We start from the raw sequence: 25,782 nt of genomic DNA, 5'->3' as shown, positions 1-25,782 counted from the left end.
GCCTTAGCTGGCGGGACGGGAGTCGAACAGAGACGTCGGGCCGCCCACCGGGCGTCCCGACGTCGTACCGCCGTCGCTCAGGCCGAGCAGCTGGTGGTGGAGGTGGTGCTACTGCAGGTCGAGGTGGTGCCCGACGAGGAGCAGGAGGCGAGGATCGCCTCGGACGCGTCGGCGTAGTCGGAGATCGCGAAGGTCTCCGACTCCAGCTCCAGGATCTCCTCGGCGAGGGCGTTGAGGTCGGTCTCGGGCGCCATGGTAGCTCCTAACGGTCGGTGTCCGGCCGGCTCGTCCGGCCCCGCCGCAAGCACACCCCAACGCGCTCACCGATCGCCCACGGCCGCCATCGCAAACCGCTGTCATTCGATGTCAGCGAAGTGACAGCGGTCTGGGCTTGGCTGACGCCATGGCACCACCCGGAGCGCAGACCGCCGCCCGCCCCGCCGGCCCAACAGTCGATCCGGAGACCATCGCCGACGCGACGCGGCTCTACCGCGACCTACACGCACATCCGGAGCTCTCCGGCGTGGAGGAGCGCACAGCCGCCCGTTTCGCAGCCGCGCTGAGGGAGATCGGCTGCCAGGTCACGACCGGAGTCGGCGGGCACGGCGTCGTCGGCGTCCTCGGCAACGGTGCCGGCCCGACCGTACTGATTCGGGCGGAGCTGGACGCGCTGCCGGTCGCCGAGGAGACCGGCCTGCCGTACGCCAGCACCGCCACCGGCGTGGACACCGACGGCCGGACCGTACCCGTCATGCACGCCTGCGGGCATGACCTGCACCTGGCCGCGGCGGTCGGCGCCGCAGGCCACCTGGTCCGAGACCGGGACGGCTGGCAGGGCACGCTGCTGATCCTGGGACAGCCGGCCGAGGAGACCATGCGGGGTGCGGCGGCGCTGCTCGACGACGGCCTCTACGAGCGGTTCGGCCGCCCCGATCTGCTCCTTGCCCAACACGCCGCCCCGCTACCGGCGGGCATGGTCGCCCACGGCACCGGCCCGATGACGGCCGGCTGCGTCACCCTGAACATCAGCGTGCCCGGACGGGGCGGACACGCAGCCACCCCGCACCTCTGCGTGGACCCGGTGGTGCTCGCCGCGACCATCGTCGTGCAGCTGCAGGCCGTGGTGGCCCGGCAGGTCAGCCCGGCCGATCAGGTGGCGCTCACCGTCGGTACGCTGCGCGCCGGCCACCATCCGGGAGTCATCGCCGAACACGCCACCCTCGGAGTGACGATCCGGGCGCTGCACGAGCCGACGCTGGACCGCGTGCTGAGCAGCGTGACCCGCACCGTCCGGGCCGCCTGTGAGGCCGCCGGCAGCCCGCGCGAGCCGACGATTCGGGTCGTCTCGCGTACCCCCGCCTACGTGGGGCACCCGGCCACGACCGCACGGGTGCGGGCCGCCCATGAGCGGGTGTTCGGGCCGGAGCGGGTCGGCTGGTGGCCGCCCTCCCTGGCGTCAGAGGATTTTCCGTTCCTGACCGCCGGGGGTATCCCGAGCAGCTACTGGATGCTCGGCACCGTCGGACCACGCCAGTGGCGGGCGGCGCCCGGCGCGAGCGCGGCCGAGAAGCTCGGCAACCTGCCGACGAACCACAGCCCGGCCTTCGCGCCGAGCATCGGGCTGGCGCTGCCGGCTGGTGTGGTGGCCCTGGTGGCCGCCGCACGGACCTTGCTCGCCACGGATCCGCGATCGTCGGAGCCGCTGCCCCCGCCGTCGCAGCCTCCGTCGCCGTCGCAGCCCGCGTCGCCGAGGCCGGAGCCGGAGGGATAAGCGGCTGGATCGGGCCGGTTGAACGGGTCGCCGGGCTAGAAGGGTCTGCCGGCGGCCCTCTACATCGAGATCCACGGCTGTAACGATTCGGGTTACAAAGATCCCTTATGCCCTCCGCCCCGGAGGGCTCCCTCTCGGCGGTGGGCACTCTACGGCCATGAGGGACGGCGGGACGCCCTCCCGGAGAGGGGGCGGCACCACGTCGGACACCACCGGCAGAGCGACCGCCACGTACGCCCAGCGACTGGTCCACCGCGAGACCGGCCGATAGCCGGGAGCGTCCGGTTGGTGCTGCGGACCGCAGGCGTTGGCGAGCCCGGCGAACAGGAGACCGCCGGTCACCAGCGCGATCCGGGCGCCGAGGTCCCGCCAGTCCGTGGGGCGTCCCGCCAACGCCGCCGGGATCTCGAAGAGCAGATGCAGCGGGAACGCGACGACCAGGAGCAGCGCGGCCGCCGCCCAGCTTCCGGCGGCTGTGGCGCGGCCAGAGAACTTGACCGCGGAGATGATCAGCATCGCGAGGGCGACACCGACGCCCACCGCTCCCCACCCGGCCCAGAACGGCAGCGTCTCGACGTGGTCCGCGCCGCATCCACCCGCCGGCTCGACCAGATTGGCTCGGTCGCAGGCGGTGTACCCCCACCGGCCACCCGCGATCCTGTGATCTTGATGCGGGTGTGGCGGGCGCTGAGTTCGGTGAAACGGCGGCGAGCGGCGCGGCGGTGGGCGCGGCGCAGTTCCGACCAGACCGCGTACTGGCGTACCAGGCCTCGGTGGCCGGTGGGGACGGATGCGAGCAGGCGGTTCAGCCAGCTGGGTAGCCGCTCCAGGTGCTCGTTTCGTGTTACCTGAAGTAGGTCTTGGCTGGTGGCCCGGGTCGGGCTCTGGACCGCCCCGGGCCAACCACGTAGCGCGGCTCCGCAGCGGCGCCACCTCCTCAGCTCAGCGTTTCACCCGCCAGCCTCAGCTCAACGGGTCACCCGCCAGGCCCTGGTGATGGTCTGCGCGATGCGGTTGCCGTCCCGGTCGACGGCGGTCACCCGGACGGTGGCGAACTCCGCCCCGGCGGGCGCGGCCGGGATCGTCGCGGTGACCTCCCGGTCGCCCCGGGTCGCCGCGTCTTGCCAGTGCGCCCCGTCGTCGTACGACACCGCGACGTCCACCGTGAACCGGCCCGGCCCGGTCGCCCCGGGCTGGTAGCCGGGCCGCAGCACCAGACGGTACGGCCGGTCGGCCCGGACCGTGTTGCTCAGGTCGGTGTCGATCTCGTAGCCGAGCTGCGACAGTGGCAGCACCGCCGGCTGGTCACCGCGTGGTCGCCCGGAGCGGAAGGTCCAGGTCGTCGACGTCGCGGTGGAGGTGGTCCACCAGGGCCGGTCGGAGAACCGGTCCCGGATGACGTCGAGCCGTAGCTCGTACCGCCCCGTGCTTCCCGGCACGGTGAACTGCGCGGCCGAGGCGGTGCTCCGGCCGACGAGCGTACCGTCCCGGCGCAGGGTCAACTCGGCACGGTCCGAGCTGCCGTCGATCCAGCCGTACGCCGTGGCGTCGCCGTTCGCGTACTGCGGAACGGCCACCCGGATCGCGTCGCGCGCCCGGTTCACCGGCAGCCCGTACGCGTGATTCGGGGTCACAGTCGCCGGCACCGCCGGGCGGGTCAGGGCCTGGAACCACACCTCACGCACCCGGTCGCCGGCCTGGTACGCCCGGAGCGGACCGTACATCTCGCCTCGCGGATTGCCGACCACGTACGCCTCCAGGATCGCGCTGGTCCGCCAGGCGACGCCCCGGGTGCTGACGTAGTCGGTCCGCCGATGCGCGGCGGTGATCGTCCTGCTGAACCCGAACCCGGTCAGCACCCCGTCCGGGAAGCCGGCCCGGGTGTCCCGGGACAGCATCTCCGGCGCGTGCTGGTGGAACTCGGACTCCACCGTGGCCAGCGCCAGCTCGGACCTCGTGTAGTGCAGGTCCTCCGGGATCCGGCCACGCTCCGGCAGCAGCAGATCGTATCGGTACGGCGACAGGGCGACGGCGTCCAGCGAGATCGTCACCGGGCCGTCCGCCAGCCGGTCCCGCAACTGCTGCGCGACTGTGGCGTCGATGCTGTACGCCGGGACCGTCGAGCCGTCTCCGTTCATGTAGTAGAAGCCCGAGGTCGACCCGGCCAGCAACACCATCCGCGCACCGGCCTGACCCGCCGCCCGCAACTGCGCGATGCCCGGTGGTTCCTCACCGTCTCCGTCCTCGTCGAGGCGCAGCAGGACCACGGCGTCCCGGGCCCCGGCCTTGGCCAGTTCGGCAGGCGTGCCGTCGCCACCGTCGACCAGCCGGGCGCTGCTCCGTCCGTCCAGCAACGGTGCGTCGAAGACCGGCAGCGGCTCCGGCAGGGTGAAGCCGTCGGCGCCGGTCACCGTCGCGGTGAGCGTCGGCACGGCCAGATCCCACCGGCTGAAGAACTGGAAGGTGCCGGTCGACACCGGTCGGGTCGGCGCGGCGTACACCCGGCGCGTCTGTTCCAGGCTGAGCAATTCGCCGGAGAGCAGCGTCGCCGCCGCCGTGCTGCGCTGCCAGACCAGGGCGGCCCGGGTCGCCGTGCTCCGTTGCGGGGTGTCGATGCGCATCTCGCGGGCGGTCCGTGCGTCCTGACGGAGGGTCCGGTCCCGGTCGATGATCAGCTCCGGTTCGCTGAGCATCGTGGCATCCTTCGGGAAGCCCGATTCGGCCATCCCGAACACCCAGGTCGTGAGGGCGTAGCGCCCGGCCGGCAGTTCGATGGTGGCGGGCCGCCCGTTGAAGAGATGTGCCCAGTGGGTCGCGCCGGTGTCCAGATTGAACAACTGGCTCCGGCTGTTGAAGCCGCCCGGGGCGTGGCCGTCGCGGTCGACCGCCTCGATGGTCAGCGTCCGCGTCGGCGGGACGAGGTCGAAACCGATCGGGGTACGCAGTTCCGCACCACCGCCCTGGGCGGTCAACAGCCCGGCGTACAGGTTCGGGACGGTGGCGCTCGGGTCGAGCCGGACGACCGCACTGGCCCGCCCGCCGGCCGGGATGGTGAGCCGGGTCGGCGAGACGCCGAGCACCGCCCGCCGCTGGTCAGCGCCCAGGTCACGGGCCTCGGCGGTGAGGGTGAGGGTCACTGGCCGGCGGCCGGAGTTCGTGAAGCCGACCGTAGCCTCCCGAGCCGGCGTGCTGGCCGGGATCCTGCCCAGCGCGATGGTCGCGGTGTCGACGGTGACCTGTTGGTCCAGGGCCGCCGCGACGTTGACCCGGCCGGCCCCCTGCGTCTGCACCGGTGTGCCCCGGGTCTCGGTTGCGCTGCTGACCAGGGCGGCCTTGAGTTGGCCGGCCCTCCAGTCCGGGTGCCGCTGGGCGAGCAGCGCCGCCGCTCCGGCGACGTGCGGGGCGGCCATCGAGGTGCCCGACATCGCGGTGTAGTTGGCGTCGACCACCTCGCCGAGGGTGGTGCCGGCGGCGCGGGCCGCGACGATACCCACCCCGGGAGCGGTGACCTCCGGTTTGACCACGCCGTCAGCGAGCCGCGGTCCACGGCTGGAGAAGCTGGCGATCTGGTTCCGTCGGTCGACCGCGCCGACCGTCAGCGCGCTGTCGGCAGTACCGGGGGTGGCGACGGTCTGCCGGCCGGGGCCGGCGTTGCCGGCGCTGACCACGAAGAGAGTGCCGGAGCTGGCGGTGAGCGCGTCGAGTGCCTCGGTGACCGGGTCCGGCCCCGGGTCCGCCTGGGCGCCGAGGCTCAGGTTGACCACCCGGGCGCCCTCGCGTACCGCCCACTCCATTCCGGCGATGATCCAGGAGAGGTCTCCCGAACCACCGTCGCCGAGCACCTTGCCGATCAGCAGCCGGGCTCCGGGGGCCACCCCCTTGCCGCCCGGGCGACCGGCGGTGCCGCTGCCGGCGATGGTGGCGGCGACGTGGGTACCGTGGCCGACCCGGTCGGTGGTGTCGGCCGTCTCGGTGAAGCTCGCCGCGGCGCTGACCCGGCCGGTGAGGTCAGGGTGGGTCGGGTCGTAGCCGGTGTCCAGGACCGCGACCTTGACGCCCTTGCCGTCGTAGCCGGCCCGCCAGCCGTCGGGAGCACCGATTTGGGGCACGCTCTCGGTCAGGTCGGCGTGGACCTGGCGGTCCAGCCACAGCTTGCCGAACCCGGTCGCGAGGGTGGCGACGCCGTCGGCATCGACCTTCGACCGGCCGGGTGAGCCGGCAGAGACAGCGGCGACGGTGGCCCAGAAGTCGCGGGCCCGGGCCTTCTCCTCCCGTACCGCGATCGCCCCGATGCTGGTCAGTTCGCGCTGCCGGGTGGCGCCGGCCGGGGTGGCCGGTGCGGCGGCGCGGAGCCCCGGTGCCTTGGGGGCACCGGTGAGCAGCAGCGGCAGCGTCGGCCGGGCCGCGTCGTGGTAGCCCTTGGCGACCAGATCGGTGATGTTGAACAGGGCCGGATCGACCCGCCCGGCGGCCACCAGGGGGAGCGCCTCGTACGGCGTGACGTGAACATCGCCGTCGCGTTCGGAGAGTTGGAAGCCGAGCCCCTTCGGCGTACCGCGGTCGTCCACCTCGGCGACCTGTCGTCCATCGGGGAAGGTGGCGAGTCGGACCACGTCCCCGGTCACCAGGGTGACGGTGTGTACCGTCGCCGCCGGTCCGTTGGACGATGCTGGCGTGACTGCGCCACCGTCCGGTGCGGCGGCGGCCGGTGGAGTCCCAGCGGCCAGGACGGCGACGGCGACCGCGAACGCGACAACCGTACGTGACACTTTGACCACGAAGTCTCCCTTGACGTGCTGTTAGATCATCGAGCAGCGTCACACTTCGTCGCCGCAGCGGTAAAGAATCCAGGGTGAGCGCAGCTGCGCCATGACCCAGATGCGCCAGGAGGTTCGTTCGTGCTGAGACCCGCCGGGCTGAGCGCGGTGGAGGAGTCCACCTACCTCACGCTGATCCGGCAGGGCGGCGCCCGGGTGACGGAACTCGCGGACCGGATGGGACTGTCGGAGGCGCGGGTACGACGCGTCGTCGCGGTCCTCGAACGCGAGGGCTTCGTGCACCGCACCCCGCCACCCGGGGAACGGGTCGTACCGGTGCCGCCCGACCTCGCCGTCGAGCAGCTGATCCGGCGCCGGTACGCGGAACTGGAACTGACCCGGGAATCGGCGCACCGGCTCGCGGCCGAGGCGCGGGGCCGGGCGAGCAACCGGCGTACCGAGGAACTGATCGAGATCGTCTCGGGGCGGGCAGCAGTCGGCCGGGCCTTCGAACGGGTGCAGCGGACCGCCCGACGGGAGATGCGGGTGCTGGTCGCACCGCCGTACGCGAACCCGGCCTCGGTGAACGCCACCCAGCTCGACCTGGAGGCCGCCGGGGTTACCTACCGGGCGGTGTACGACAGCACGGCGCTGGACGACGCCGAGTTCGCGGCCAACGCCGCCGCCCACATCCGCTCGGGGGAACGGGCCCGGCTCGCCGTGGCGCTGCCCACGAAGCTCGCCGTCGCGGACCGCACCCTGGCGCTGTTGCCGCTGGCCTGGAGCGCGTCGGCGCACAACGCGGCGTTGCTGGTGCATCCGTGTGGACTGTTGGACGCCCTCGTCGCGCTCTTCGAGACGGTGTGGACCCAGGCGACGCCCCTGTCGGCGGCCGGGGTGGCGGTGTCGACGGCCGACGGCATCTCCGCCGAGGACCGGCACCTGCTCGCACTGCTCGTCTCGGGCCTCACCGACGAGGCGGCCAGCGCCCGACTCGGCGTGAGCCGGCGGACCGTCGTACGCCGGGTGCAGGTCCTGATGGAGCGTACCGACTCCCGGTCCCGGCTCCAGCTCGGCTGGCAGGCCCGCGAGCGCGGCTGGCTCTGAGCGGGAGACGGGACCGGGGCGAAGTTCGGAAAGGACCGATCGTGGGTGCCGGGGGAGCGGGCCGTCGCCGCCGACTATCTCGGCAGCACCTTCTCGATGACGGCCTCACCCGCGAACTCACCGAGATCCGTGAGCAGTTGGCCGTGGCCCACGCCGACCTCCGGGAAGCTCCCCGGCCAGCTGGCGCAGCCATACGTAACTGACGCCCAATCGAGCGTTGCCAGCTGTTCGATTTCCTCATCCCATCGAGCCGGTCAGGCGGCGCCGGAGAGCCGTCTTCACTCGCCCACCGACGTGCGGGAATTCGGTTGGTCCCAGGTCAACGCTTGGTTACCGTCTTCCACCGTGACACGCCCAGGTTTTGACTCGTACCTGATCTGCGCGACGCCCCGCTCGGGAAGTACCTTGCTGTGCGGTCTGCTGGACTCGTCCGGGGTTGCCGGCCACCCAGCCTCCTACTTCAATCGCAAGAGTTTGAATGAGTACGCCGACGACTGGCGTATAGCACGACCGCGTGATGGACGGATCGACGAAGCGTTCGTTCGAGCGGCGCTAACCGCCGGCAAGACTGCGAACGGTGTCTTTGGCGGGAGGATCATGGCAGAGACGCTGCCGGAACTGATAAGTGGCCTTGCCGCCGCCGCATCTATACCAGCGGTGACGGATGTAGACCTATTGAGCGCCCAGTTGGGTCAACTCAGATTCGTTCACCTGCGGCGACGCGACGTCGTGGCCCAGGCGGTGTCGTGGGCAAAGTCACTGCAAACCCATTTCTGGCATCCGGGCGAAGCCGTCGCGCCCGGACGCCAGGATCCTCATTACGACGAAGAGCTGATTGGTCGGCTTGTCGCCACGATCGAGAGATCCGAGGCGGACTGGACAGTCTGGTTCGCCTCTCACAGCATCGTGCCTTGCGAGGTGACGTATGAGGAGTTGGCGGCAGATCCGCCCCGCACTGCACAAAAGGTGCTCGACTATCTCGGTCTGAATGGTCCGCCGGATCGGCAACTGGTGGTCGGGCACCGTCGACAGGCCGATCAACTCAACGCAGACTGGATAACGAGATTTAAGTCTCGCTGAACCGTCGCCTGCCGTGTCGGCGGGGGTCGCGCCGTTGGCGACGAGGTCGCTCGTCTTTCCCGCCGAGCGATTCCAGACTGTTGTCGCGTGTCCCGTCTTCGCCAGGGCGGCTGCAAGAGCGCTGCCCATCGCGCCCAGTCCGAGAACGCTCACCTGGACGTCGTGGTTCGTGGTCATGTTTCTGGGGTCGGTAGGCGTCGCGGGCGTTGTGGCGTAAGGCTTTGGCGATGAGGGGTCGCGGAGCGTCAGCCGGCCGTCAGGCCGTCACCCAGACGGAGATCGGGCGGCTACCCGCCTACGGCGGCGGCTCCGGCGCCCAGCCCGAGACGGTCCACCGCGGCGGACACGAGCTCGTCCGGAGGCAGCGCGACGTCGAGCACCAGCCCCGACTCGCCCGGCTCGAACCGTTCCAGGATGGCCAGCTGAGAGTCGAGGAGGCTCGCCGGCATGTAGTGCCCGGCGCGCTGGGCCATCCGCTCCCGGATGACCTCCGCCGTCCCGTCCAGGTGGACGAAGTCCACGCTCGGTGGCCCCTGCCGGAGCACCTCCCGGTAGGACCGCTTCAACGCCGAGCAGGCCAGCACCGTCGACACGCCCTCGGCGTTACGGCTGGCCATCCAGTCGGCGAGGGCGCGGAGCCAGGGCCAGCGGGCGGCGTCGTCGAGGGGTACGCCGGAGCGCATCCTCGCCACGTTGGCCTCGGGGTGGAACTCGTCGGCCTCGGCGAAGGTCAACCCGGTGAGGGCGCTGATTCCCCTGGCCACGGTCGTCTTGCCCGCCCCGGACACGCCCATCACGACGACATGTCGGGGCAGGGGAGTGGCACGGTGCTCACCAGTCATGGACGGTCCCGTCCTTGAGGCGGTTGAACGGCAGGTAGGCCGGCACGTACGGGAACCGGTCGGCGGCCTTCTCGTCGAGCTCGACGCCCAGCCCCGGCTGCTCGCCCGGATGGAGGTAGCCGTCGGCGAATGTGAAGGACTGCCGGAAGACCTCGTCGGTCAGGGCGCCGTGTCGCATGTACTCCTGGATGCCGAAGTTGTGGATGGCCAGGTCGAGGTGCAGGGCGGCGGCCATGCCGACCGGGGAGATGTCGGTCGGGCCGTGGATGCCGGACTTGATCTGGTACTGCGCGGCGAAGTCGAGTAACTTGCGCATCGCGGTGATGCCGCCGGTGTGGGTGACGGCGGACCGGACGTAGTCGATCAACTGTTCGCGGATGAGCGTCTGGTAGTCCCACACCGTGTTGAAGACTTCGCCGATCGCCAGCGGCGTGGTCGTGTGGTGGCGGACCAGGCGCAGGGCCTCCTGGTTCTCGGCGGGAGTGCAGTCCTCGAGCCAGAACAGGTCGTACGGCTCGAGGTCCTTGCCGAGTCTGGCGGCCTGGATCGGGGTCATCCGGTGGTGACCGTCGTGCAGCAGCGGAAGCTCGGGGCCGAACTCGTTGCGTACCGCCTCGAAGACGCCGGGCAGGTGGCGCATGTAGGAGCGGGTGTCCCAGTCCTCCTCGGCTGGCAGCGGGGTGCGCTGCGCCGGTTCGTAGTCGTACCGCTTGCCGTCGGCGCTGGGCTGCGCGGCGACCCCGTAGACGGCGTTGATGCCCGGGACGGACGTCTGGACCCGGATCGATCGGAAGCCGAGTTCGAGGTGTTGGCGGATCGAGTCGAACAGCTCGGGGACGTCCCGCCCCGACGCGTGGCCGTACGCCATGATGCCGGTTCGCGACGCGCCGCCCAGCAGTTGGTAGAGCGGCATGCCGGCGGCCTTGGCCTTGATGTCCCAGAGCGCGACGTCCACGGCCGCGATCGCCGCCATGGTCACCGGTCCGCGCCGCCAGTACGCGGAGCGGTACAGAAACTGCCAGGTGTCCTCGATGCGGTGCGGATCGCGTCCGATCAACAGCGGGACGACATGGTCGCGCAGGTACGAGGCGACCGACAGTTCCCGCCCGTTGAGGGTGCCGTCGCCCAGGCCGGTGACCCCGTCGTCGGTGGTGATCTTCAGAGTGACGAAGTTGCGATCCGGGCTGGAGACGATGACGTCCGCTGCGACGATCTTCACGAGGTGCCTTTCTCAGGTGCCGCGCTGGGCGGGTTCAACGGATGGTGCTTCCAGTCTCGTGTCCATCCAAAAGGGACAGTTCGTTACGGCGCGGCAGGCCCTCCCAGTCGCCGTGACCGGAGACGGCGAAGGCGCCCAGAGTCACGGCGCGGTGCAGGCGGCCGTCGAGGTCGAGTCCGTCGAGATGCCCGGAGAGGTAGCCGGCGCTGAACGCGTCACCGGCGCCGACCGCGTCCACTGCGGTCACCGGCACCGCAGCGACGTGCCGGACGCCCTGGTCGGTGTGGGCCCGGACGCCGTCGGCGCCGAGCTTGACCAGGACGGTCTGCACGCCGCGCGCCAGCAGGCGCGCGGCGACGGTGGACTCGTCTGCCCCGGGCTCGTCGACGAGGTCCAGCTCGTCGGCCGAGGCGATGACCAGCGAGGCGTACGCGGCCAGCGGGGTGAGCGCCTTGCGGGCCGCCTCCCGGGTCCAGAGCCGGGCCCGGTAGTTGACGTCGAGGCAGACGACCGTTCCGGACCGGGACGCTGTCTCGGCCGCCCAGGTGGCGGCCTCGCGGGCGCTGCCGGACAGCGCCGGGGTGATCCCGGTCAGATGCAGGACCCGGGCGCCCTCGGCGATAGGTGTGCGGACGTCCTCGACGTTCAGGGCGGACCCGGCCGAGCCGGCCCGGTGGTACCGCACCCGGGTCACGTCGGCGGTGCGCCGTTCCAGGAACATCAGCCCGGCGGGACGGGCGGGATCCGTGGCCACGCCGTCGACGCGTACGCCCTCGGCGCGCAGTTGCCGCAGCACGTACTCGCCCAGCTCGTCGTCGCTGACCCGGCCGACCCAGGCGGTCCGGTGGCCGAGCCGGGCCAGTCCGATCGCGACGTTGGACTCCGCGCCGGCCAGGTGCATGGTCAGGGCACCCCCGACGGCCAGCGGTCCGGCCGTCCGCAGCGACACCAGTGACTCGCCGAAGGTGAGCACGTCGACCGCGGTCATGAGACCGGCCGGTGGGTCGCCGCCGCCAGGTAGGCGCGCGCCCGGGCGCGCAGCGCGTCGAGATCGCCGCCGGCGGCGGCGTCGCCCACCAGCGGGCCGCCGACGCCGACGGCGATGGCCCCGGCGTCCAGGTAGGCGGGCATCTCGGCCAGGCCCACCCCGCCGACCGCGACGAGGGGAAGCTCCGGGAACGGGTCGCGCAGCGCCCTGAGGTACGCCGGTCCGCCGAGCGAGGCGGGGAAGAGCTTCACCGCGGACGCCCCCATCCGGACCGCGGTGTACGCCTCGGTCGGGGTGAGCGCCCCGGCGGCGACCGGTAGTCCGCGGCGGACGGCCTCGGGGATGGACTCGACGACGGCTGGTGTGACGACGAAGTGCGCTCCGGCGGCGGCCACGTCGGCGACGTCGGCGGCGGTGAGCACCGTCCCCGCGCCGATCAGCGCTCCGGCCGGCGCGGCCGCCCGGATGGCGTCGATGGCGTGCAACGCTCCCGGCGTCGTGAGGGCCACCTCGACGATGCGTACGCCCTCCTCCAGCAGCGTTATGCCGGTGGCGATCGCGGCGGCGGTGTCGGTGCCGCGGATGATCCCCAGCACGCGGGCTGCGGCGAGTTCGCCGGTCAGGTCGAAGGTCATGCTCACCACTCCGCGTAGGAGCCGTCGGGGTGCCGGAAGGTGGGGCTGCGCCAGACGTGCCCACGCTTGTCCGCGGCCCGAACCGCCTGCTCGTCGATCTCGATGCCGAGCCCGGGCGCGGTGAGCCGCTCGATGTGCCCGTCGACGAATTTCAGCGGCGTGGTCTCCACGACGTAGTCGAGCACCTCGGCGCCGAGGTTGTAGTGGATGCCGATGCTCTGTTCCTGGATCAGGTAGTTGGGTGTGGCGAAGCCGATCTGCAGGCACGCCGCGAGGGCGATCGGCCCGAGTGGGCAGTGCGGAGCGAGCTGCACGTCGTACACCTCGGCGAGCGCGGCGATCCGGCGTACCTCGGAGATCCCGCCGGCGTGCGAGAGGTCCGGCTGGGCGACCGCGATGCCGGCCTGGAAGACGGGCAGGAACTCCTGCCGGCTGTAGAGCCGCTCTCCGGTCGACACCGGCGTGGTCGTGGACCGCACGAAGTCGCCGATGAGGTGGGAGTTCTCCGGTACGACCGGCTCTTCGAGAAAGAGCGGCCGGTACGGCTCGAGCAGCGGGGCGACGCGGCGGGCGTTGGCGAGGGTGAACCGGCCGTGGAAGTCGACGGCGACGTCACGCTCGTCGCCCAGCACCTCCCGGGCGGCGGCGACCCGCTGGACCACCCCGTCCAGTTCGGCGACCGACGCGATCGGGCTCATCCGCCCGGACGCGTTCATCTTGACGGCCGTCAACCCGGCCGCCATCTGGGCCGCGATGTGGTCGCGGACCTCGCTGGGCTCGTCGCCGCCGACCCAGCCGTAGACCCGGATCCGGTCCCGGACCGGGCCGCCGAGCAACTGGTGCACCGGCGCCCCGTACCGCTTGCCGGCGATGTCCCACAGCGCCTGGTCCAGGCCGGACACGGCGCTGGCCAGGATCGGGCCGCCCCGGTAGAAGGAGCCCTTCGTCATGGTCTGCCAGTGGTCCTCGATCCGCAGCGCGTCCCGGCCGATCAGCAGCTCGCTGAGCTGCTCGACCGCGGTGCGGACGGTTTCGGACCGGCCCTCACAGGTCGCCTCGCCCCAGCCGACGATTCCGGATTCGGTCTCGACGCGGACGAAGAGCCACCGGGGCGCGACGAGGAAGGTCTCGACCCGTGCGATTGTCGTCATGGTGTCCTTAGCCCTTCGTCGCGCCGGCGGTGAGGCCGGAGACGACGTACTTCTGCACGAACAGGGCGATCAGCATGATCGGCAGGGTGACGACGCTGGCCGCCGCCATGAGGCCGCCCCAGTCGATGCTGGCATAGCCGACGAAGTCGAAGATCGCGACGGGCAGGGTCTTGGTGTCCGCGCCGGAGAGCACCAGGGCGAACATGAAGTTGTTCCAGGAGAAGATGAACGACAGGATGCCGGCGGTGGCCACGCCTGGGATCGACAGCGGCAGCGTGACCCGGCGGAACGCCCCGATGTGGGTCAGCCCGTCGACGAGCGCCGCCTCCTCGAGTTCGACGGGGAGGCTGTCGAAGTAGCCCATCATGATGTAGACCACCAGCGGCAGTGACACGAACATGTGGCTGACGACGAGCACGCTGAACCCGCCGACCATCTTCAGGTTGGAGAAGACGTAGTACCAGGGCACCAGCAGCGAGACGCCGGGGATGACCCGCGCCATCAGCACCACGACCGCGGACTTCCTCATGTTGAAGCGGCTCATGGAGTACGCCGCGGGCACACCGAGGACGATGGAGAGCACCGTGGCCGCGAAGGCCACCCAGAGGCTGTTGCCGATGAACTGGACGTAGTTGGCCTGCTCCAGGACGTTTGCGTAGTTGTCCATCGTGGGCGAGAAGACGAGCGCCTTGCCCGTGTCGTAGATGTCGACGTTCGTCTTGAACGACGCGGCGACCATCCAGAGCAGCGGTGCGAGCAGCGCGATCACCACGACGGTGAGCGCCACGACGCGGAACACCCGGTACGTGGGGCGGGGCTTCATCGCTGCGCCTCCTTCCTACGAGACGTCAGGGCCCACATCGATCCGATGATGATCAGGAAGAAGATGATGAGGACGGTCGATGAGATGCCGTACTCGTTGTAGTCGAAGCTCAGGCCGTAGGCGTACACGTTGAGCGTTTCGACCTCGTGGAACGAGCCGCCACCGCGGCCCTTCGTGGCGTAGAGGATGTCGAAGGTCTTCAGCGCGTCGATGCCACGCAGCAGGATCGCGACGATCACGGTCGGCATCACCAGCGGCAGGGTGACGTGCCGGAACCGCTGCCAGGTGCTGGCGCCGTCGATTCGCGCCGCCTCCTGGGGCTCGTCGGAGAGCGAGCTCAGGCCGGCGAGCAGGATCAGCACCACCATCGGGGTCCACTGCCAGACGTCGATGAAGATCGTCGTGGGCAGCGCCGAGTGCTGGCCGGCCAGCCACGGTTGCGGGCCGATGCCGACCCAGCCGAGGACCTGGTTCGCCAGGCCGATGTTCGGGTCGAAGATGAGCCGCCACATCATGCCGACCGCGACCGGGGTGGCGACCAGCGGCATCAGGATGGCGACCCGGACCCATTTCTGACCCCGGAACGGTCGCCACAGCAGCAGCGCGACCGCCATGCCGAGGACGACCTCGAACAGCAGCGCGACGACGGTGAACGCGGCGGTCCGGGCGACGGCCGGCCAGAACCGGCCGGTGTCCGAGAGCACCTCGACGTAGTTCTGGAAGCCCACGAACTCGGATTCCGCCCGGACCGAGCCTTCGGCGTCGGTGAGGCTGAGGTATCCGGTCCAGGCCAGCGGGAAGATGATCAGCGCGGCGACGAAGACCATGGCCGGCGCCGCGAAGAGCCATTTGCGGTGGTCGTTGGCCCAGCGGGCCCACGCCGGCGTGTCCGGCGTCTCCGAGGTTGTACGGGGGGGTCTGGTGGGGGTGGTCACTGCTGCCATGAGATCTCCGGGGTGGGCGGGCCGGACGGGGGTGGCGGAGCCGGACCGGCCCACCACCCCCGCGCCAGGCTTACTTGGCCTCGTCGTCCAGGAACTTCTGGAACGCTGCGTTGGCGGTGTCGGCCGCCGCCGCCGCGTCCTTGCCGGCGATGGCGTCGACGATCGGCTGGCCGACGATCTCGCGGGCCTGGGCGACCTTGTTGACCAGCGGGCGGTCGTGACCCACGCCTTCCTTGGTGCTGGCCGCGATGGCCTCGACGAGGTCCTTCGGGTACGTCGCGGTGCCCTCCGGGTTGGTCCAGACCGAGCTACGCGCACCCGGCACGCCGGACTTCTGCTGCGCGAGCGTCTGCTCCTTGCTGGTCGCCCACTCGACGAACTTCCAAGCGTTGCTCTGGTTCTCGGAGTTGTCGTTGATGCCCAGCGCCCAGGAGGGGATGTTGTACGGCTTCGAGCCGGCGGGGCCCGCCGGGAAGGGTGCGAAGCCGACGGTGTCGGAGACCTTCGACTTGGCCGGGTCGGTGGCGTTCTTGTAGAGCGAGTTGGCCTCGGTGTAGAACGCGGCCTTGCCCTGGGTGAAGATGGCCATCGCCTCGGGCCAGCTCATGTCGGTGCTGACGTTCGCCGGGCCGTGGTCCTTGAGGAGCCCGCCGTAGTAGGCGTACGCCTGCTTGGCCTGCTCGCTGTTGACGGAGGCCTTACCGCTGCTGTCGACGAAGTCGCCGCCGAAGCTGTAGAGGAAGCTGGAGAACTGGGTGACCGCCGGCGACTTTCCGGTACGGGCCACGAAGCCCGCGACGCTCGGGTCGGTGGCCTTGATCTTGGCTGCGGCTGTCTTGAGCTCGTCGAGAGTCTTCGGCGGGGCGGTCAGACCGGCCTTGGCCAGCAGGTCCTTGCGGTAGTAGAGGACTTCCTGTTCGGTGATGATCGGGACACCGACCGCCTTGTCCTCGTACGAGGTGGCCTCCACCGGGCCGGCCTGGAAGTCGCTGAAGTCCCAGTCCTTGTTGGACTTCACCTCGTCGGACAGGTCGGCGAGGTATTTGTTCTTGGCGAACAGCTTCCCCTCCTGCAGGGGGCGGTACATCATCACGTCGAGGTCGCTGGAGCCCGCGTTCAGCTTGACGTTGTACTGGTCGGAGAGCTGGTCCTCGCCGAGCTGGGTGATCTCGACCTTCAGGCCGGTCTGCTTCTCGAACTCGGGCAGGGCCTGCTTGATGTTCTCCGTCCACACGTGGTTGGCCAGGGTCACCCGCACCGTCTTCGATGCGGCGCTGTCGTCACCGCCGCCGCACGCCGACAGGCCCATGGCGGCAACCACGGCCAGAGAAGTTCCAAATATCGATCGACGCCGCACGTCCATCTCTCCTTCTGTCCTGGTCGCCGCTTCGGGGGTGGAGCGCGACCTCGCGGTTAACGTCCGCTTAACGTCCGGATGCTAGGCCGATAAAGCGGATTTATTCAAGTAGTAATGTTCAACTGATATGCTCCAAGGCGTGGACCGGTCCTCATCAGGGGTTGCAGCCGTCCAAAAGAAGGCCCCTGCCGAGGCCGGGCTGCACGCACAAGTTCTCGACCACCTCGGCACCGCCATCTGCGGCGGCCAGCTGACACCCGGCTCCGTCCTGAACATCGACGAGCTGGTCGACCGGTACGGCGTGTCCCGCTCGGTCGTCCGCGAGGTCTTGCGGGTGCTCGCCGCCATGGGGTTCATCGAGACCCGTCGGCGGGTCGGGGTGATGATCCGGTCGGCACGCGACTGGAACGTCTTCGACCCGCAGGTGATTCGCTGGCGACTGGCCTCCGAGGGCCGGATGGCGCAGATGCGCTCGATCACCGAACTACGGACCGCCGTCGAGCCGCACGCCGCCTGGCTGGCCGCTCGCCGGGCCGACCACGACGAGGCGAGCGATCTCGTCGGGTTGGCGGCCAAGATGTGGGCCGCCGGGAAGGCCGGGGATGAGGACCGCTTCCTCCGCCTCGACATCGAGTTCCACCGGCGGGTGCTGGCAGCCTCGGGTAACGAGATGTTCGTCAAGCTGCAGGACCTGGTGGCGGAGGTGCTCACCGGCCGCCACCACTACGACCTGATGCCGCACTACCCCCACGAGCAGGCTCTCCAACTGCACGCCGACGTGGCGCAGGCGATCCAGCGTCACGACGGCGCCCGCGCCCGTGCCGCCATGGTCCAGATCATGGAGCAGGCGTTCGGCGAGATGAAGTCGATGTGGGAGCAGACCGGCGAACCCGGGCGGGGCTGAGCAGGATCGCAGAACCCGACCGGCCCCAGATCCGTGTGGACCCTCTTCACTGATGACGTGATCGCCTCTGGCCGGGCTTCCTACCCGACCTAACGGACCACACCAAGATCAACCACAAAGTTCTGACAGGCCCACGAACCCGAGTGCGGGTGGGCTGTGATGAGCGTACTGCTCTGCTTCGGTTCCGAAAGTCCCGGGCCGCCGGCAGGAACTTCCGCGCGTACGGCAGGGACTCCCGCCAGCCGGTGAACAACTGCTCGACCTCGGCCTCGGCCGGCGGCACCCGCGGTACGTCGTGGTACGGCTTGCTCAGCCGGTTGAAACGCCCTCTGAGCGCAGGTGATCACCGCAGCCCACACGAAGTGGATTTACCCGTTCACCGGGCTGCAGCCAACCCAAGCACCGTCGGCGGGTCGGGTATCCGGCGCATCATCCGAATCAACGTCATCTAAGACACCGACGCCGCAATCCGATGCGCCAACCGGGGTGCGCGGTCAGGCAGCCGCCGGGATATGTCTGGCAGCACCGCGTACGGGAGACCGGCGGGCATGTTCTCGCCCGCGTCATCCGACGCGTCCGTCGGCGGGGCGCGCTCTCGCCGACGGACCTCACCGGAAGACGGAGCCTACGGCTTGCGGGCGAGTAGCCCGACAAAGGTGTGATAGGTGTCAGTCTGCTTCGGAGCGGGCGTGCCCGGCTCTGGACGCCACTCGGCCAGCGACACCAGCCCCGGTTCCAGCAGCGTCAGCCCATCGGCGAAGGAGAGGATCTCCTCGTCGGTACGCCAGCGGCCGGTGCCCAGCGACTCGTTGAAGACCCGCTCGACCTCGCGGGCCTTGCGGGAGCCCTCTGGGTCGCGCTCGGCCGGGTCGCGGAAGTGCGAGATCGCCACGTAGCTGCCGGAGGGCAGCGCGTCGATCAACGCCGCCGCCACCGCTCGCGGATCCTCGTCGTCACCGAGGTGGTGCAGGATCGCGAAGAGCAACAACCCGATCGGCCGGTCGAAATCGAGGAACCGACGTACGTCCGGGTGATTGAGGATCTCCTGCGGTGCCCGGATGTCGGCCTGGATCACCGTCGCGGTGCCCTCCGCGGCGAGCAGGGCCCGCCCGTGGGTCAGGACGATCGGATCATTGTCCACGTACACCACTTGGGCCTTCGGGTTGTGCTCGGTGGCGACCTCGTGCACGTTGCCCTGGGTGGGCAGCCCCGATCCAATGTCGAGGAACTGGTCGATGCCCGCCTCGGTGACAAGGAAGCGAATCACCCGACGCAGAAAGGCCCGGTTCGCCTGGCCGGCCGCCGGCCCGTCCGGTGTGATCTGCAGGGCCTGCTCGGCAACCTTTCGGTCGACCTCGAAGTTGTCCTTGCCCCCCAGGAAGAAGTCATAGACCCGAGCCACGCTGGGAATGCGGGGGTCGATGCCGGGGGGTGCCGCCTTGTCGCGGGTCACAGGCGTCTCCATTCGATTGGGATGAGCGCAGGCTGAGGTCTGCGGGCGGTGCCGGCGTTGCGGGCGAGTGTAGCGATCGGGAGGGTTGAATTTCGCCCCGACTGGTATCGCTCCCATCGAATCGTCCCCTCACCAGCGCACTCATCGAGCGACGCGCCGTAGCGGACGCCGACCGGCATCTCTGGCCGAGTGCGGCACGGGATCTGTACAGGTACGGCGTCCGGAAGCTCAAGGTGCGCTCGATGCCTGGCGCGCTCACTGTCTGCTGCCCCGAGTTGGCCGCGTGACCGGCCGGAACCGTCCCCCTCCCCGCGGGCTGGCGGCGCTGCTCATCAGTTTCGGCCGCGGTTCTGTCAGCACCGGGGCGGTGTCCCGTAGGTTGGTGGCGTGCGAGGAGAGGCGGACCACAGGATGACGGCGGCACCAGGCCAGCGGCCGAGTGCTCTGGATCCGGTGGTTGCCGGACACGGCGCAGAGGAGGATCTACGGGCGTTGTTCGGGCAGTCCACCGCCCTCTTCGTGTCGCTCGCCGGGCCGGAGCACCTGGTGGAGACGGCGAATCCGGCGTTCTTCGCCACCGTCGGCGAAGAACGGGCTCGCACCGGGGTCGGGCTGGTCGACCTGATGCCCGAACTGGCTGGTCAAGACTTCATCGCTCTGCTGAACCAGGTCTACCACACGGGTGAGCCCTACACCGGCCGTGACGTCCGGGTCGTGCTGGGCGGGGGCCCGTACGCGCGGGAGGCGTACTTCGACTTCACCTACGAGCCGCGACGAGACGTCAGCGGCACCGTGACGGGGATCCGGGTGATCGCGGTGGAGACCACCCAGGTCAAGCAAGCCCAACGGCTGATGGGCGAACACCGGGCTCTGCTGGAGCAGATCGCCCGTGAGGCACCCCTGGGCGAGGTGCTCGACGGCATGGTCCGCTGTATCGAGGATCTGGCCCCGCAGGAGGTGCTCGTCTCCGTACTGCTCGCCGATTCCGACGGTCGGCACCTGCGTCACGGCGCCGCGCCCAGCCTGCCCGACTTCTACAACAAGGCCATCGACGGGATCGCCACCGGTGAAGGCGTCGGCTCCTGCGGCACCGCTGCGCACCGTCGGGAACCGGTCATCGTCACCGACATCACCACCGACCCGTTCTGGAACGACTTCCGTGACCTGGCCGGCCAGGCCGGATTGGCCGCCTGCTGGTCCACGCCGATCCTGGCCCGCGACGGCGGCCTGCTGGGCACCTTCGCGATGTATCACCGCACTCCGCGTTTCCCGCAGGACGCTGACCTCGCCCTTGCCCGGGTCTTCGCCGGCACCGCGGCCCTGGCCATCGAACGCCACCACATCGAACAGGCGAAAGCAGAGGCCGAAGCGCGCGCCAAGTCAGCTCATGACGAGCTCGCCAAGGTGATACGTGTGGAACGGGAGCTGCGCGCCGAGGCTGAGCAGCGCGCCGGTGCCGCCGCGGAACTCGCCGCCCGGATGCGTGCCGCCGCGGCGACACAGGCCACCATGCCGCACCCCGAGCGTTGTCAGCTCGGCGGCGCCACGCAGTGCACCGCACCGGCCGAGATCAAGATCGCCGATTCATGGGGTGACGCGGCGTGGGGCTGCCCCGCCCACGTCGAGGAAGCCATCCTCAACGTTCGGTCGGTGTTCATCGCCAGCGAAGAACTCGGCGGCCTGGCCGCCTACCTCAACCGCTGACACGGCCACCGGGTCGCCGGGCCGCCGCCCGAGTGATTCAGGATCGGTGGGCTGCCACGTTGATGACGTTGCCGTCCGGCGCGCGGACGAAGAACCGGCGCACTCCCCATTGCTCCGTGGTCAGCGGGTGCACGATCTCGTAGTCGAGCCGCTGTGCCTCCGCGTAGGCGCCGTCCACGTCGTCCACCTGCACCGAGATGACCGAATCCTCGGGTGCGGACGCGTCGCCGGAGACGAGCTGCACGTTCGCGCCGGTGTCGGGCGAGGTGTAGCGGGCCACCCAGCCCAGGTTGAACTCCTCGGTGCTCAGCCCGAGATAGTCGGTGTAGAAACCCTTCGCGGCGCTGATGTCAGCCACTGCAAGGTTGGCGAGAACGCGGACGACGCGCATGCGGACCTCCTGCTCGGACTGGGGCGCTCCCGATTATCCCTGCGGCAGACGCGTTCCGTGATGACTGAGGTAGAGGGGCAGCGCCGGGCTGTCGAGCCAGGCCGCGAACAGACCGACCCCACCGTCGGTTCGCGTGACGACAGCGCGCTGCTACGCATCGAGGCCGCCGCGGATGCCGCCGCCGTCGACGACCTTGGCGAGGTCCTGCGCCGCCCGGGTAACGGCTCTCCAGCTGGCTCACCACCGCAAATCACCTCCGGGGGATGCGTACGAACTGAGCGACAATTCGCCGCCCTCGGGTCGCGGCCGAGTTGCCTGATCATCGCCAAGTCGACGCCAAGTGAGTGCCAGGCGTGCTCGTCAAGGGTCGGCACGAGAACGTACCGGCCGTCCTGGGCAGGTACCGGGCCGGCCCTCGATGGCCGGCCGCCCCGAGCGGGCCGCTGACCGCAGCGGCCGGAGGAGAACATGGGCACGACCGATTCCGAGACCGGGCCAAACCTCATCGGCTTCCGGATCAACCACCGCACGATGCGGGCCGACACGCGGCGGCTGGCCGACCTGTCGGCCGGCGTGGCCGCCGGTCACATCACGTACGACCGCCGTCGGGCGAAGGCCCTGCGGACGTACGTGTGGCTGCTCTGCGCCGGCATCCACCATCACCATCGAATGGAGGACGAGGTCCTCTGGCCGGTGCTGGAACGCTCGGCCGCCGCCGAGATCGACCTGCGGGACCTCAGCGACGACCACGCGGCACTCGATCCGGTGCTGGACGAGGCGCGCGCGTCGGTGGACGACCTGGTCTCCGTGTTCACCTCGGGCGATCCGGCGCAGGGACAGGTGCGAGCCTCGGCAGGGCGCCTCGCCGCGATCCTGGCCCAGCTGCGCGACGTCCTCGACGAGCACATCGAGGAGGAGGAACGGCTGATCTTCCCGGTGATCCGACGATACGTCAGCGTGGCGGACTGGGTCACGGTGGAGCGGGCCGTGCGCAAGGGCGGCGCGCTGCGCTTCGAACTGCCCCGGATCGAACGTTACGCCCGGCCTGAGGAGTTGGACGAGCTGAAGCGGATCGCCGGACCGGTGCTGCGGCTGACGCTCGCGGCGTTGCGGCCAGGTTTCCGCCGCCGGGAGGCGATGGTCTTCGGCGGGTGACCGGACACGGCGATCGCGTTCAGGTCGCCGGCACGTACGCCGATTCATCGCACCATGGCACGGCTCCGGCCGTGCGGGCCAGCCGGAGCCCGGCGTCCCGATGCACGGCGGCGGCTGTCGGTTCGCCGAGCGTGGCGGCGAGTTCGGCGAGGGTCTGGTCCACCGGCCCGAGCGAGATCGTTCCACACTCCAGCCCGGCGAAGCGCCCGGCCCACGGCAGTAGCTCGCGGTAGCAGCGCCGTGCGGCCGGAGCGTCGCCGAGCCGTGCCGCGACCTGACCGCGCAGCGTCATCCAGTACAGCCACAGGTAGTCGGGACGGATCGGGGCGTCCGGTCGCCAGACGGCCCGCGCCTCGGCATGGTCACCGGCGGAGAGCAGCGCGTGGGCCAGCACGTCGTGGGTGTCGTCCGGCACCCGCGCGTGCACCTGCCGGATCTCCCCGATCACCTCGTGTCCACGTCCGATGGTGCTCAGTACGGTGAAGCGGCCCATGAGTCCCATCGCCGCCGCGTTCGGGCCACCGACGCGGCTCATCCGGTCACTGATCTCCGCGTACCGGCGCGACGCCTCGTCGAGATCTCCTCTGAACAGGGCGCACAGGCCAGTGAACCATCCCATGACGGCGAGGATCAGGCCGAGCTGTCCCGTGGTGGCCTCCTCGACCGCGCGGTCGACGTGGTGCCGTGCCCGATCGAAGTCGGCGTCCGCGAGGGCGGCCTGGTAGAGGATGTGGTGGGCCTCGCAGCGGTACGCGGTGAGGCCCGCAGCCTCGGCTGTCGCGAGCAGTTCCCGTCCGACGGCGGGCAGTTCGTCGCGATGGGCGGGAGCGACGGTGACGAAGTAGCGCGCGTTGAGCGCGCGGCAGAGCACGGCCGGGTCGTCCTGCCGGCGGGCCAGCAAGAGGCCCTCCCGGGTGACCTCGTCGGCGCGATCCTGGTCGGCGCCTTCGATCTCGAAGGCGAGGACGCTCAGCAGCCGGGAACGCAGCTGGGGACGGTCGTCGCCAACTCGGGACAGCTCCCGTTCGAGCAGCCGGACCAGCGGCTCGTCGACGAGGCGGTCGGGCCTGATGGTCCAGGTAATCGGGGCGTCGAAGCAGGTCAGGGCCGCATGGATGGCTGTGGGATCGCCGATGCCGCTGGCCAGTCTGACCGCCTCGCCGCGGGCGGCACGCGCGGTGAGTACGTCACCGGCGAGCGCGCTGGCGGTGGCCAGGCTGCACTGCAGGTCCAGGCGCGTGTGGGCGGCAGTCGCCGGGGCCAGGTCGGCCGCGCGAAGCGCGCCGGCCCAGAGCGCGGCGGCCTCCCGAGGGGCGCCGAGGTCACCGGCGCGGCGCGCGGCGGCGGCGAGGTGTCCGATCGCGTCGGCGGCGGTGGACGGGGTAAGGGCCGCGAGTGCGTGCCGCCCCATCGCCGCCACGTCCTCGAAGCGCTGTTCCTGCAGCACGGTGAGGATTCGGCGGTGGATCCGAGTGCGTCGCAGCAGCGGGACACTGTGATAGAGCACGTCGCGCATCAGGGCGTGCGCGAATTGCACCCGTCCCGCCGCGGGTTCGACGAGCAGCCCCGCGGTCACGCCGGCCTCCAGACCGTCGAGGACCGCTTCCTCTGGGCCGCCGTCGACCGCGAGCAGGGTGTCGACGGCGGCGTCCGCTCCGAAGACGGCGGCGTGCCGCAGCACCGTCTGCGCGGCGGCCGGCAGCCGTGCCAGCCGCCGTGCCAGCACGTGCCCCAGCCCGGCGGGGATGCCGTTGAGCGCCGCCGCCGGTCCTTCGGCCGCGATCAGTTTGGCCAGCTCGATCGTGAACAGTGGATTGCCCGCCGAACGGTCCCGGACGGTGCGCAGCAGCTCGGTGTCGGTGGTGTCCACGCCGTGCCGGCGCAACAGTTCGGTGACGGCGTCGGCGTCGAGGCCGCCGAGCTCAAGGTCGACCGCCGGTACGCCGGCCAGCGCGGCTCGGGCCGCCGCGAGGTCGTCGGTCACCTCGTCCGGTCGGTACGTCGTCACGACGAGGACGGGTGCCCGTGCGAGGGCGGCGGCGAGGTGGCGAAGGATCCGCAGGGTTTCGCCGTCAGCACGGTGGACGTCCTCGATCAGCACGAGCAAGGGGCCCTGGCGGGTCAACCGGGACAGGTAGGCGGCCAGCGCTTGACGGAGGTGGAACTCGTCGTACTCGCCGGGTGTCTCGACCGGCGTGCCGAAGTCCAGGAGCAGGCGTAGACCGTGGGCTTCCGCCTCGTCGGGCGGGAGGTGTCGGTGGGCGGCGGTGACCACTTCGTGCCATGCCCAGGCCGGAGGGGCGCCTTCTACCTGCGGGCAGGTCCCAGTGACCGAGTGCCAGCCGTTCGCGGCGAGGGAGTGGGCGAAGTGTTGTGCCAGCGTCGACTTCCCGGCTCCCGCTTCGGCGCCGACCCAGCAGATGCCGAGACCGGCCCCTGCGGCACTGTCGGCTGCGGCCCGTAACCGGGCCAGTTCTGCCGCGCGGCCCAATGCTCGCCCCGGATGTGCTGAGGCAGTGGGGGCATGGCAGAACGGGGTCGTCGGGTCGGGCAGCCCGGCTGCGGGGTCCGGCGGGGCGATGGTAGCGGCAGTCGCTTCCAGGCGGGGACTCTGCCGCAGCAGGTCCGTCTCCAGGCTCCGCAACTCACGGCTGGGGTCGATGCCCAACTGCTCAGCCAGCGTGGCGCGGACCGCGCGCAGCACGTCGAGCGCCTCGGCCTGCCGCCCGAGGCGGTACAACGCGACCGCGAGCAGCATGGCGGCCCGCTCCCGCAGCGGATGCTCCCGCACGTGCGGGTCGAGGTCGAAGACCACCTCGTTCGGGCGAGCCAGGTCCAGCAGCACCTGTGCCCGCTGCTCGACGGCGGTCAGTCGTAGCTGGGACAATCGTTCGCTTTCCCGATCCGCCCATGGCTCCCCGACGAACTCGGCGTACGGTGTGGCCCCGTTCCAACAGGCGAGGGCCTCGTTCAGGCTGGACACGGCTGCGACGGGCCGGTGCTCGGCGTCCGGTGTCGCCGCCCGGAGCAGCGCCTCGAACCGCCAGGCGTCCACGTCCGCTGTCGGTAGCCTCAGGGCGTAGCCAGGGGCGACGGTGACGAGGATCCGGGCGGGCGCGCGGGACGGTCGGTCCGGTTCCAGCGCCCGGCGCAAATTCGACACGTACACCTGCAGGGCGGCCTGGGCTCGCGGGGGCGGATCTCCCGACCACAGATCCTCCACGAGCCGGTCGACCGACAACACATGGCCGTCTTCGGCGACGAGCCGGGCCAGCACCGCGCGCTGCCGGGGTGCCCCGAGGTTGATCATGGCGTCGTCGCGGGTGGCCCACACCGGGCCGAGCACGCCGATCGTCGTCACGCTGTGACCCTAGTCAGGCGAGCCCGCCTCGGAGATCGAACATCCGGCAGTTCCGGCTCGCCGGTCGGGCCACTGTTTCTGGCCGGGTGTCTCCATGTCCGGATTGTGCTCACGACGAGCCCAGGCCGGTCGCCAACGAT

19 protein-coding genes and 2 pseudogenes are annotated in these 25,782 nt (G+C 70.6%); 6 read left to right on the top strand and 15 right to left on the bottom strand.

Annotated features, from left to right (window positions below):
- Positions 1–77: 77 nt before the first annotated feature.
- Positions 78–254 carry a thiazolylpeptide-type bacteriocin gene (locus tag ABZS37_RS19530; RefSeq protein WP_073827725.1) on the bottom strand — a complete coding sequence of 59 codons (177 nt, stop codon included), beginning with the start codon at positions 252–254 and terminating at the stop codon, positions 78–80.
- 149 nt (positions 255–403) lie between these two features.
- On the opposite strand from ABZS37_RS19530, the pseudogene ABZS37_RS19525 reads away from it, so the two are divergent.
- Positions 404–1,681: pseudogene (locus ABZS37_RS19525) on the top strand (amidohydrolase); the annotation flags it as partial.
- Between the two features lie 195 nt (positions 1,682–1,876).
- On the opposite strand, the gene ABZS37_RS19520 reads toward ABZS37_RS19525, so the two are convergent.
- On the bottom strand, positions 1,877–2,311 hold the full coding sequence (locus ABZS37_RS19520) for a hypothetical protein (RefSeq protein WP_355170759.1): 435 nt from the start codon (positions 2,309–2,311) through the stop codon (positions 1,877–1,879).
- Between the two features lie 428 nt (positions 2,312–2,739).
- Positions 2,740–6,549, bottom strand: a complete 3,810-nt coding sequence (locus ABZS37_RS19515) for a S8 family serine peptidase (protein WP_355170757.1) — start codon at positions 6,547–6,549, stop codon at positions 2,740–2,742.
- A gap of 120 nt (positions 6,550–6,669) precedes the next feature.
- Between ABZS37_RS19515 and ABZS37_RS19510 the strand changes: the two genes are divergently transcribed.
- Complete coding sequence (locus ABZS37_RS19510; RefSeq protein WP_355170756.1) at positions 6,670–7,635, top strand: helix-turn-helix domain-containing protein; 966 nt, start codon at positions 6,670–6,672, stop codon at positions 7,633–7,635.
- A 345-nt stretch (positions 7,636–7,980) separates the two neighbouring features.
- On the top strand, positions 7,981–8,715 hold the full coding sequence (locus ABZS37_RS19505) for a Stf0 family sulfotransferase (protein ID WP_355170754.1): 735 nt from the start codon (positions 7,981–7,983) through the stop codon (positions 8,713–8,715).
- 9 nt (positions 8,716–8,724) lie between these two features.
- Here ABZS37_RS19505 and ABZS37_RS19500 read toward each other — a convergent pair.
- The 9 genes and pseudogenes from ABZS37_RS19500 to ABZS37_RS19460 form a co-directional block, all read right to left on the bottom strand.
- A pseudogene (locus ABZS37_RS19500) lies at positions 8,725–8,892 on the bottom strand (NAD(P)-binding domain-containing protein); the annotation flags it as partial.
- Positions 8,893–9,002: 110 nt separating this feature from the next.
- Positions 9,003–9,557 (bottom strand): gluconokinase, encoded by a 555-nt coding sequence (locus ABZS37_RS19495; RefSeq protein ID WP_355170752.1) that lies wholly within the window; start codon positions 9,555–9,557, stop codon positions 9,003–9,005.
- A complete protein-coding gene (manD, locus tag ABZS37_RS19490; RefSeq protein ID WP_355170750.1) occupies positions 9,547–10,776 on the bottom strand; it encodes a D-mannonate dehydratase ManD in 1,230 nt (409 codons plus the stop codon). The genes ABZS37_RS19495 and manD overlap by 11 nt, the downstream gene beginning before the upstream one ends.
- A gap of 34 nt (positions 10,777–10,810) precedes the next feature.
- Positions 10,811–11,764, bottom strand: coding sequence for a sugar kinase (locus ABZS37_RS19485; RefSeq protein ID WP_355170748.1), 954 nt, complete (start codon positions 11,762–11,764; stop codon positions 10,811–10,813).
- Entirely contained in the window at positions 11,761–12,399 is a 639-nt protein-coding gene (locus tag ABZS37_RS19480; RefSeq protein WP_355170746.1) for a bifunctional 4-hydroxy-2-oxoglutarate aldolase/2-dehydro-3-deoxy-phosphogluconate aldolase, read from the bottom strand. Before ABZS37_RS19480 ends, ABZS37_RS19485 begins: the two co-directional genes overlap by 4 nt.
- Positions 12,400–12,401: 2 nt before the next feature.
- The gene (gene dgoD / locus ABZS37_RS19475) at positions 12,402–13,550 is read right to left on the bottom strand and encodes a galactonate dehydratase (protein ID WP_355170744.1); all 1,149 of its coding nucleotides are present in this window, start codon (positions 13,548–13,550) and stop codon (positions 12,402–12,404) included.
- A 7-nt stretch (positions 13,551–13,557) separates the two neighbouring features.
- Positions 13,558–14,373 carry a carbohydrate ABC transporter permease gene (locus ABZS37_RS19470; RefSeq protein WP_355170742.1) on the bottom strand — a complete coding sequence of 272 codons (816 nt, stop codon included), beginning with the start codon at positions 14,371–14,373 and terminating at the stop codon, positions 13,558–13,560.
- Complete coding sequence (locus ABZS37_RS19465) at positions 14,370–15,317, bottom strand: sugar ABC transporter permease (RefSeq protein ID WP_355170740.1); 948 nt, start codon at positions 15,315–15,317, stop codon at positions 14,370–14,372. The genes ABZS37_RS19470 and ABZS37_RS19465 overlap by 4 nt, the downstream gene beginning before the upstream one ends.
- Before the next feature lie 70 nt (positions 15,318–15,387).
- Positions 15,388–16,626, bottom strand: a complete 1,239-nt coding sequence (locus tag ABZS37_RS19460) for a sugar ABC transporter substrate-binding protein (protein ID WP_355170738.1) — start codon at positions 16,624–16,626, stop codon at positions 15,388–15,390.
- A gap of 187 nt (positions 16,627–16,813) precedes the next feature.
- Here ABZS37_RS19460 and ABZS37_RS19455 point away from each other — a divergent pair, with 187 nt between their 5' ends.
- On the top strand, positions 16,814–17,578 hold the full coding sequence (locus tag ABZS37_RS19455; RefSeq protein ID WP_355170736.1) for a FadR/GntR family transcriptional regulator: 765 nt from the start codon (positions 16,814–16,816) through the stop codon (positions 17,576–17,578).
- A gap of 625 nt (positions 17,579–18,203) precedes the next feature.
- Here the strand turns inward: ABZS37_RS19455 and ABZS37_RS19450 are convergent.
- On the bottom strand, positions 18,204–19,031 hold the full coding sequence (locus ABZS37_RS19450; RefSeq protein ID WP_355170734.1) for an SAM-dependent methyltransferase: 828 nt from the start codon (positions 19,029–19,031) through the stop codon (positions 18,204–18,206).
- A 411-nt stretch (positions 19,032–19,442) separates the two neighbouring features.
- Here ABZS37_RS19450 and ABZS37_RS19445 point away from each other — a divergent pair, with 411 nt between their 5' ends.
- A complete protein-coding gene (locus ABZS37_RS19445) occupies positions 19,443–20,735 on the top strand; it encodes a GAF domain-containing protein (RefSeq protein ID WP_355170732.1) in 1,293 nt (430 codons plus the stop codon).
- A gap of 37 nt (positions 20,736–20,772) precedes the next feature.
- On the opposite strand, the gene ABZS37_RS19440 is transcribed toward ABZS37_RS19445, so the two are convergent.
- Positions 20,773–21,126 carry a VOC family protein gene (locus ABZS37_RS19440; protein WP_355170730.1) on the bottom strand — a complete coding sequence of 118 codons (354 nt, stop codon included), beginning with the start codon at positions 21,124–21,126 and terminating at the stop codon, positions 20,773–20,775.
- 468 nt (positions 21,127–21,594) lie between these two features.
- Here ABZS37_RS19440 and ABZS37_RS19435 point away from each other — a divergent pair, with 468 nt between their 5' ends.
- Positions 21,595–22,281 carry a hemerythrin domain-containing protein gene (locus ABZS37_RS19435; RefSeq protein ID WP_355170728.1) on the top strand — a complete coding sequence of 229 codons (687 nt, stop codon included), beginning with the start codon at positions 21,595–21,597 and terminating at the stop codon, positions 22,279–22,281.
- A 19-nt stretch (positions 22,282–22,300) separates the two neighbouring features.
- Here ABZS37_RS19435 and ABZS37_RS19430 read toward each other — a convergent pair whose 3' ends face one another.
- Positions 22,301–25,642, bottom strand: a complete 3,342-nt coding sequence (locus ABZS37_RS19430; RefSeq protein ID WP_355170726.1) for a BTAD domain-containing putative transcriptional regulator — start codon at positions 25,640–25,642, stop codon at positions 22,301–22,303.
- Positions 25,643–25,782 lie beyond the last annotated feature (140 nt).

The organism is Micromonospora sp. NPDC005413 (genome assembly GCF_040606435.1).
Taxonomy (GTDB): domain Bacteria; phylum Actinomycetota; class Actinomycetes; order Mycobacteriales; family Micromonosporaceae; genus Micromonospora.
This window is presented reverse-complemented; position numbering and strand designations above follow the sequence as displayed.

What these genes read in the sequence shown, in the direction of transcription:
- ABZS37_RS19530 (WP_073827725.1), bottom strand. Translation starts at nt 254, where the DNA reads ATGGCGCCCGAGACCGACCTCAACGCCCTCGCCGAGGAGATCCTGGAG.
- ABZS37_RS19495 (WP_355170752.1), bottom strand. Translation starts at nt 9,557, where the DNA reads ATGACTGGTGAGCACCGTGCCACTCCCCTGCCCCGACATGTCGTCGTG.
- ABZS37_RS19485 (WP_355170748.1), bottom strand. Translation starts at nt 11,764, where the DNA reads ATGACCGCGGTCGACGTGCTCACCTTCGGCGAGTCACTGGTGTCGCTG.
- ABZS37_RS19480 (WP_355170746.1), bottom strand. Translation starts at nt 12,399, where the DNA reads ATGACCTTCGACCTGACCGGCGAACTCGCCGCAGCCCGCGTGCTGGGG.
- dgoD (WP_355170744.1), bottom strand. Translation starts at nt 13,550, where the DNA reads ATGACGACAATCGCACGGGTCGAGACCTTCCTCGTCGCGCCCCGGTGG.
- ABZS37_RS19470 (WP_355170742.1), bottom strand. Translation starts at nt 14,373, where the DNA reads ATGAAGCCCCGCCCCACGTACCGGGTGTTCCGCGTCGTGGCGCTCACC.
- ABZS37_RS19465 (WP_355170740.1), bottom strand. Translation starts at nt 15,317, where the DNA reads ATGGCAGCAGTGACCACCCCCACCAGACCCCCCCGTACAACCTCGGAG.
- ABZS37_RS19460 (WP_355170738.1), bottom strand. Translation starts at nt 16,626, where the DNA reads ATGGGCCTGTCGGCGTGCGGCGGCGGTGACGACAGCGCCGCATCGAAG.
- ABZS37_RS19445 (WP_355170732.1), top strand. Translation starts at nt 19,443, where the DNA reads ATGACGGCGGCACCAGGCCAGCGGCCGAGTGCTCTGGATCCGGTGGTT.
- ABZS37_RS19440 (WP_355170730.1), bottom strand. Translation starts at nt 21,126, where the DNA reads ATGCGCGTCGTCCGCGTTCTCGCCAACCTTGCAGTGGCTGACATCAGC.
- ABZS37_RS19435 (WP_355170728.1), top strand. Translation starts at nt 21,595, where the DNA reads ATGGGCACGACCGATTCCGAGACCGGGCCAAACCTCATCGGCTTCCGG.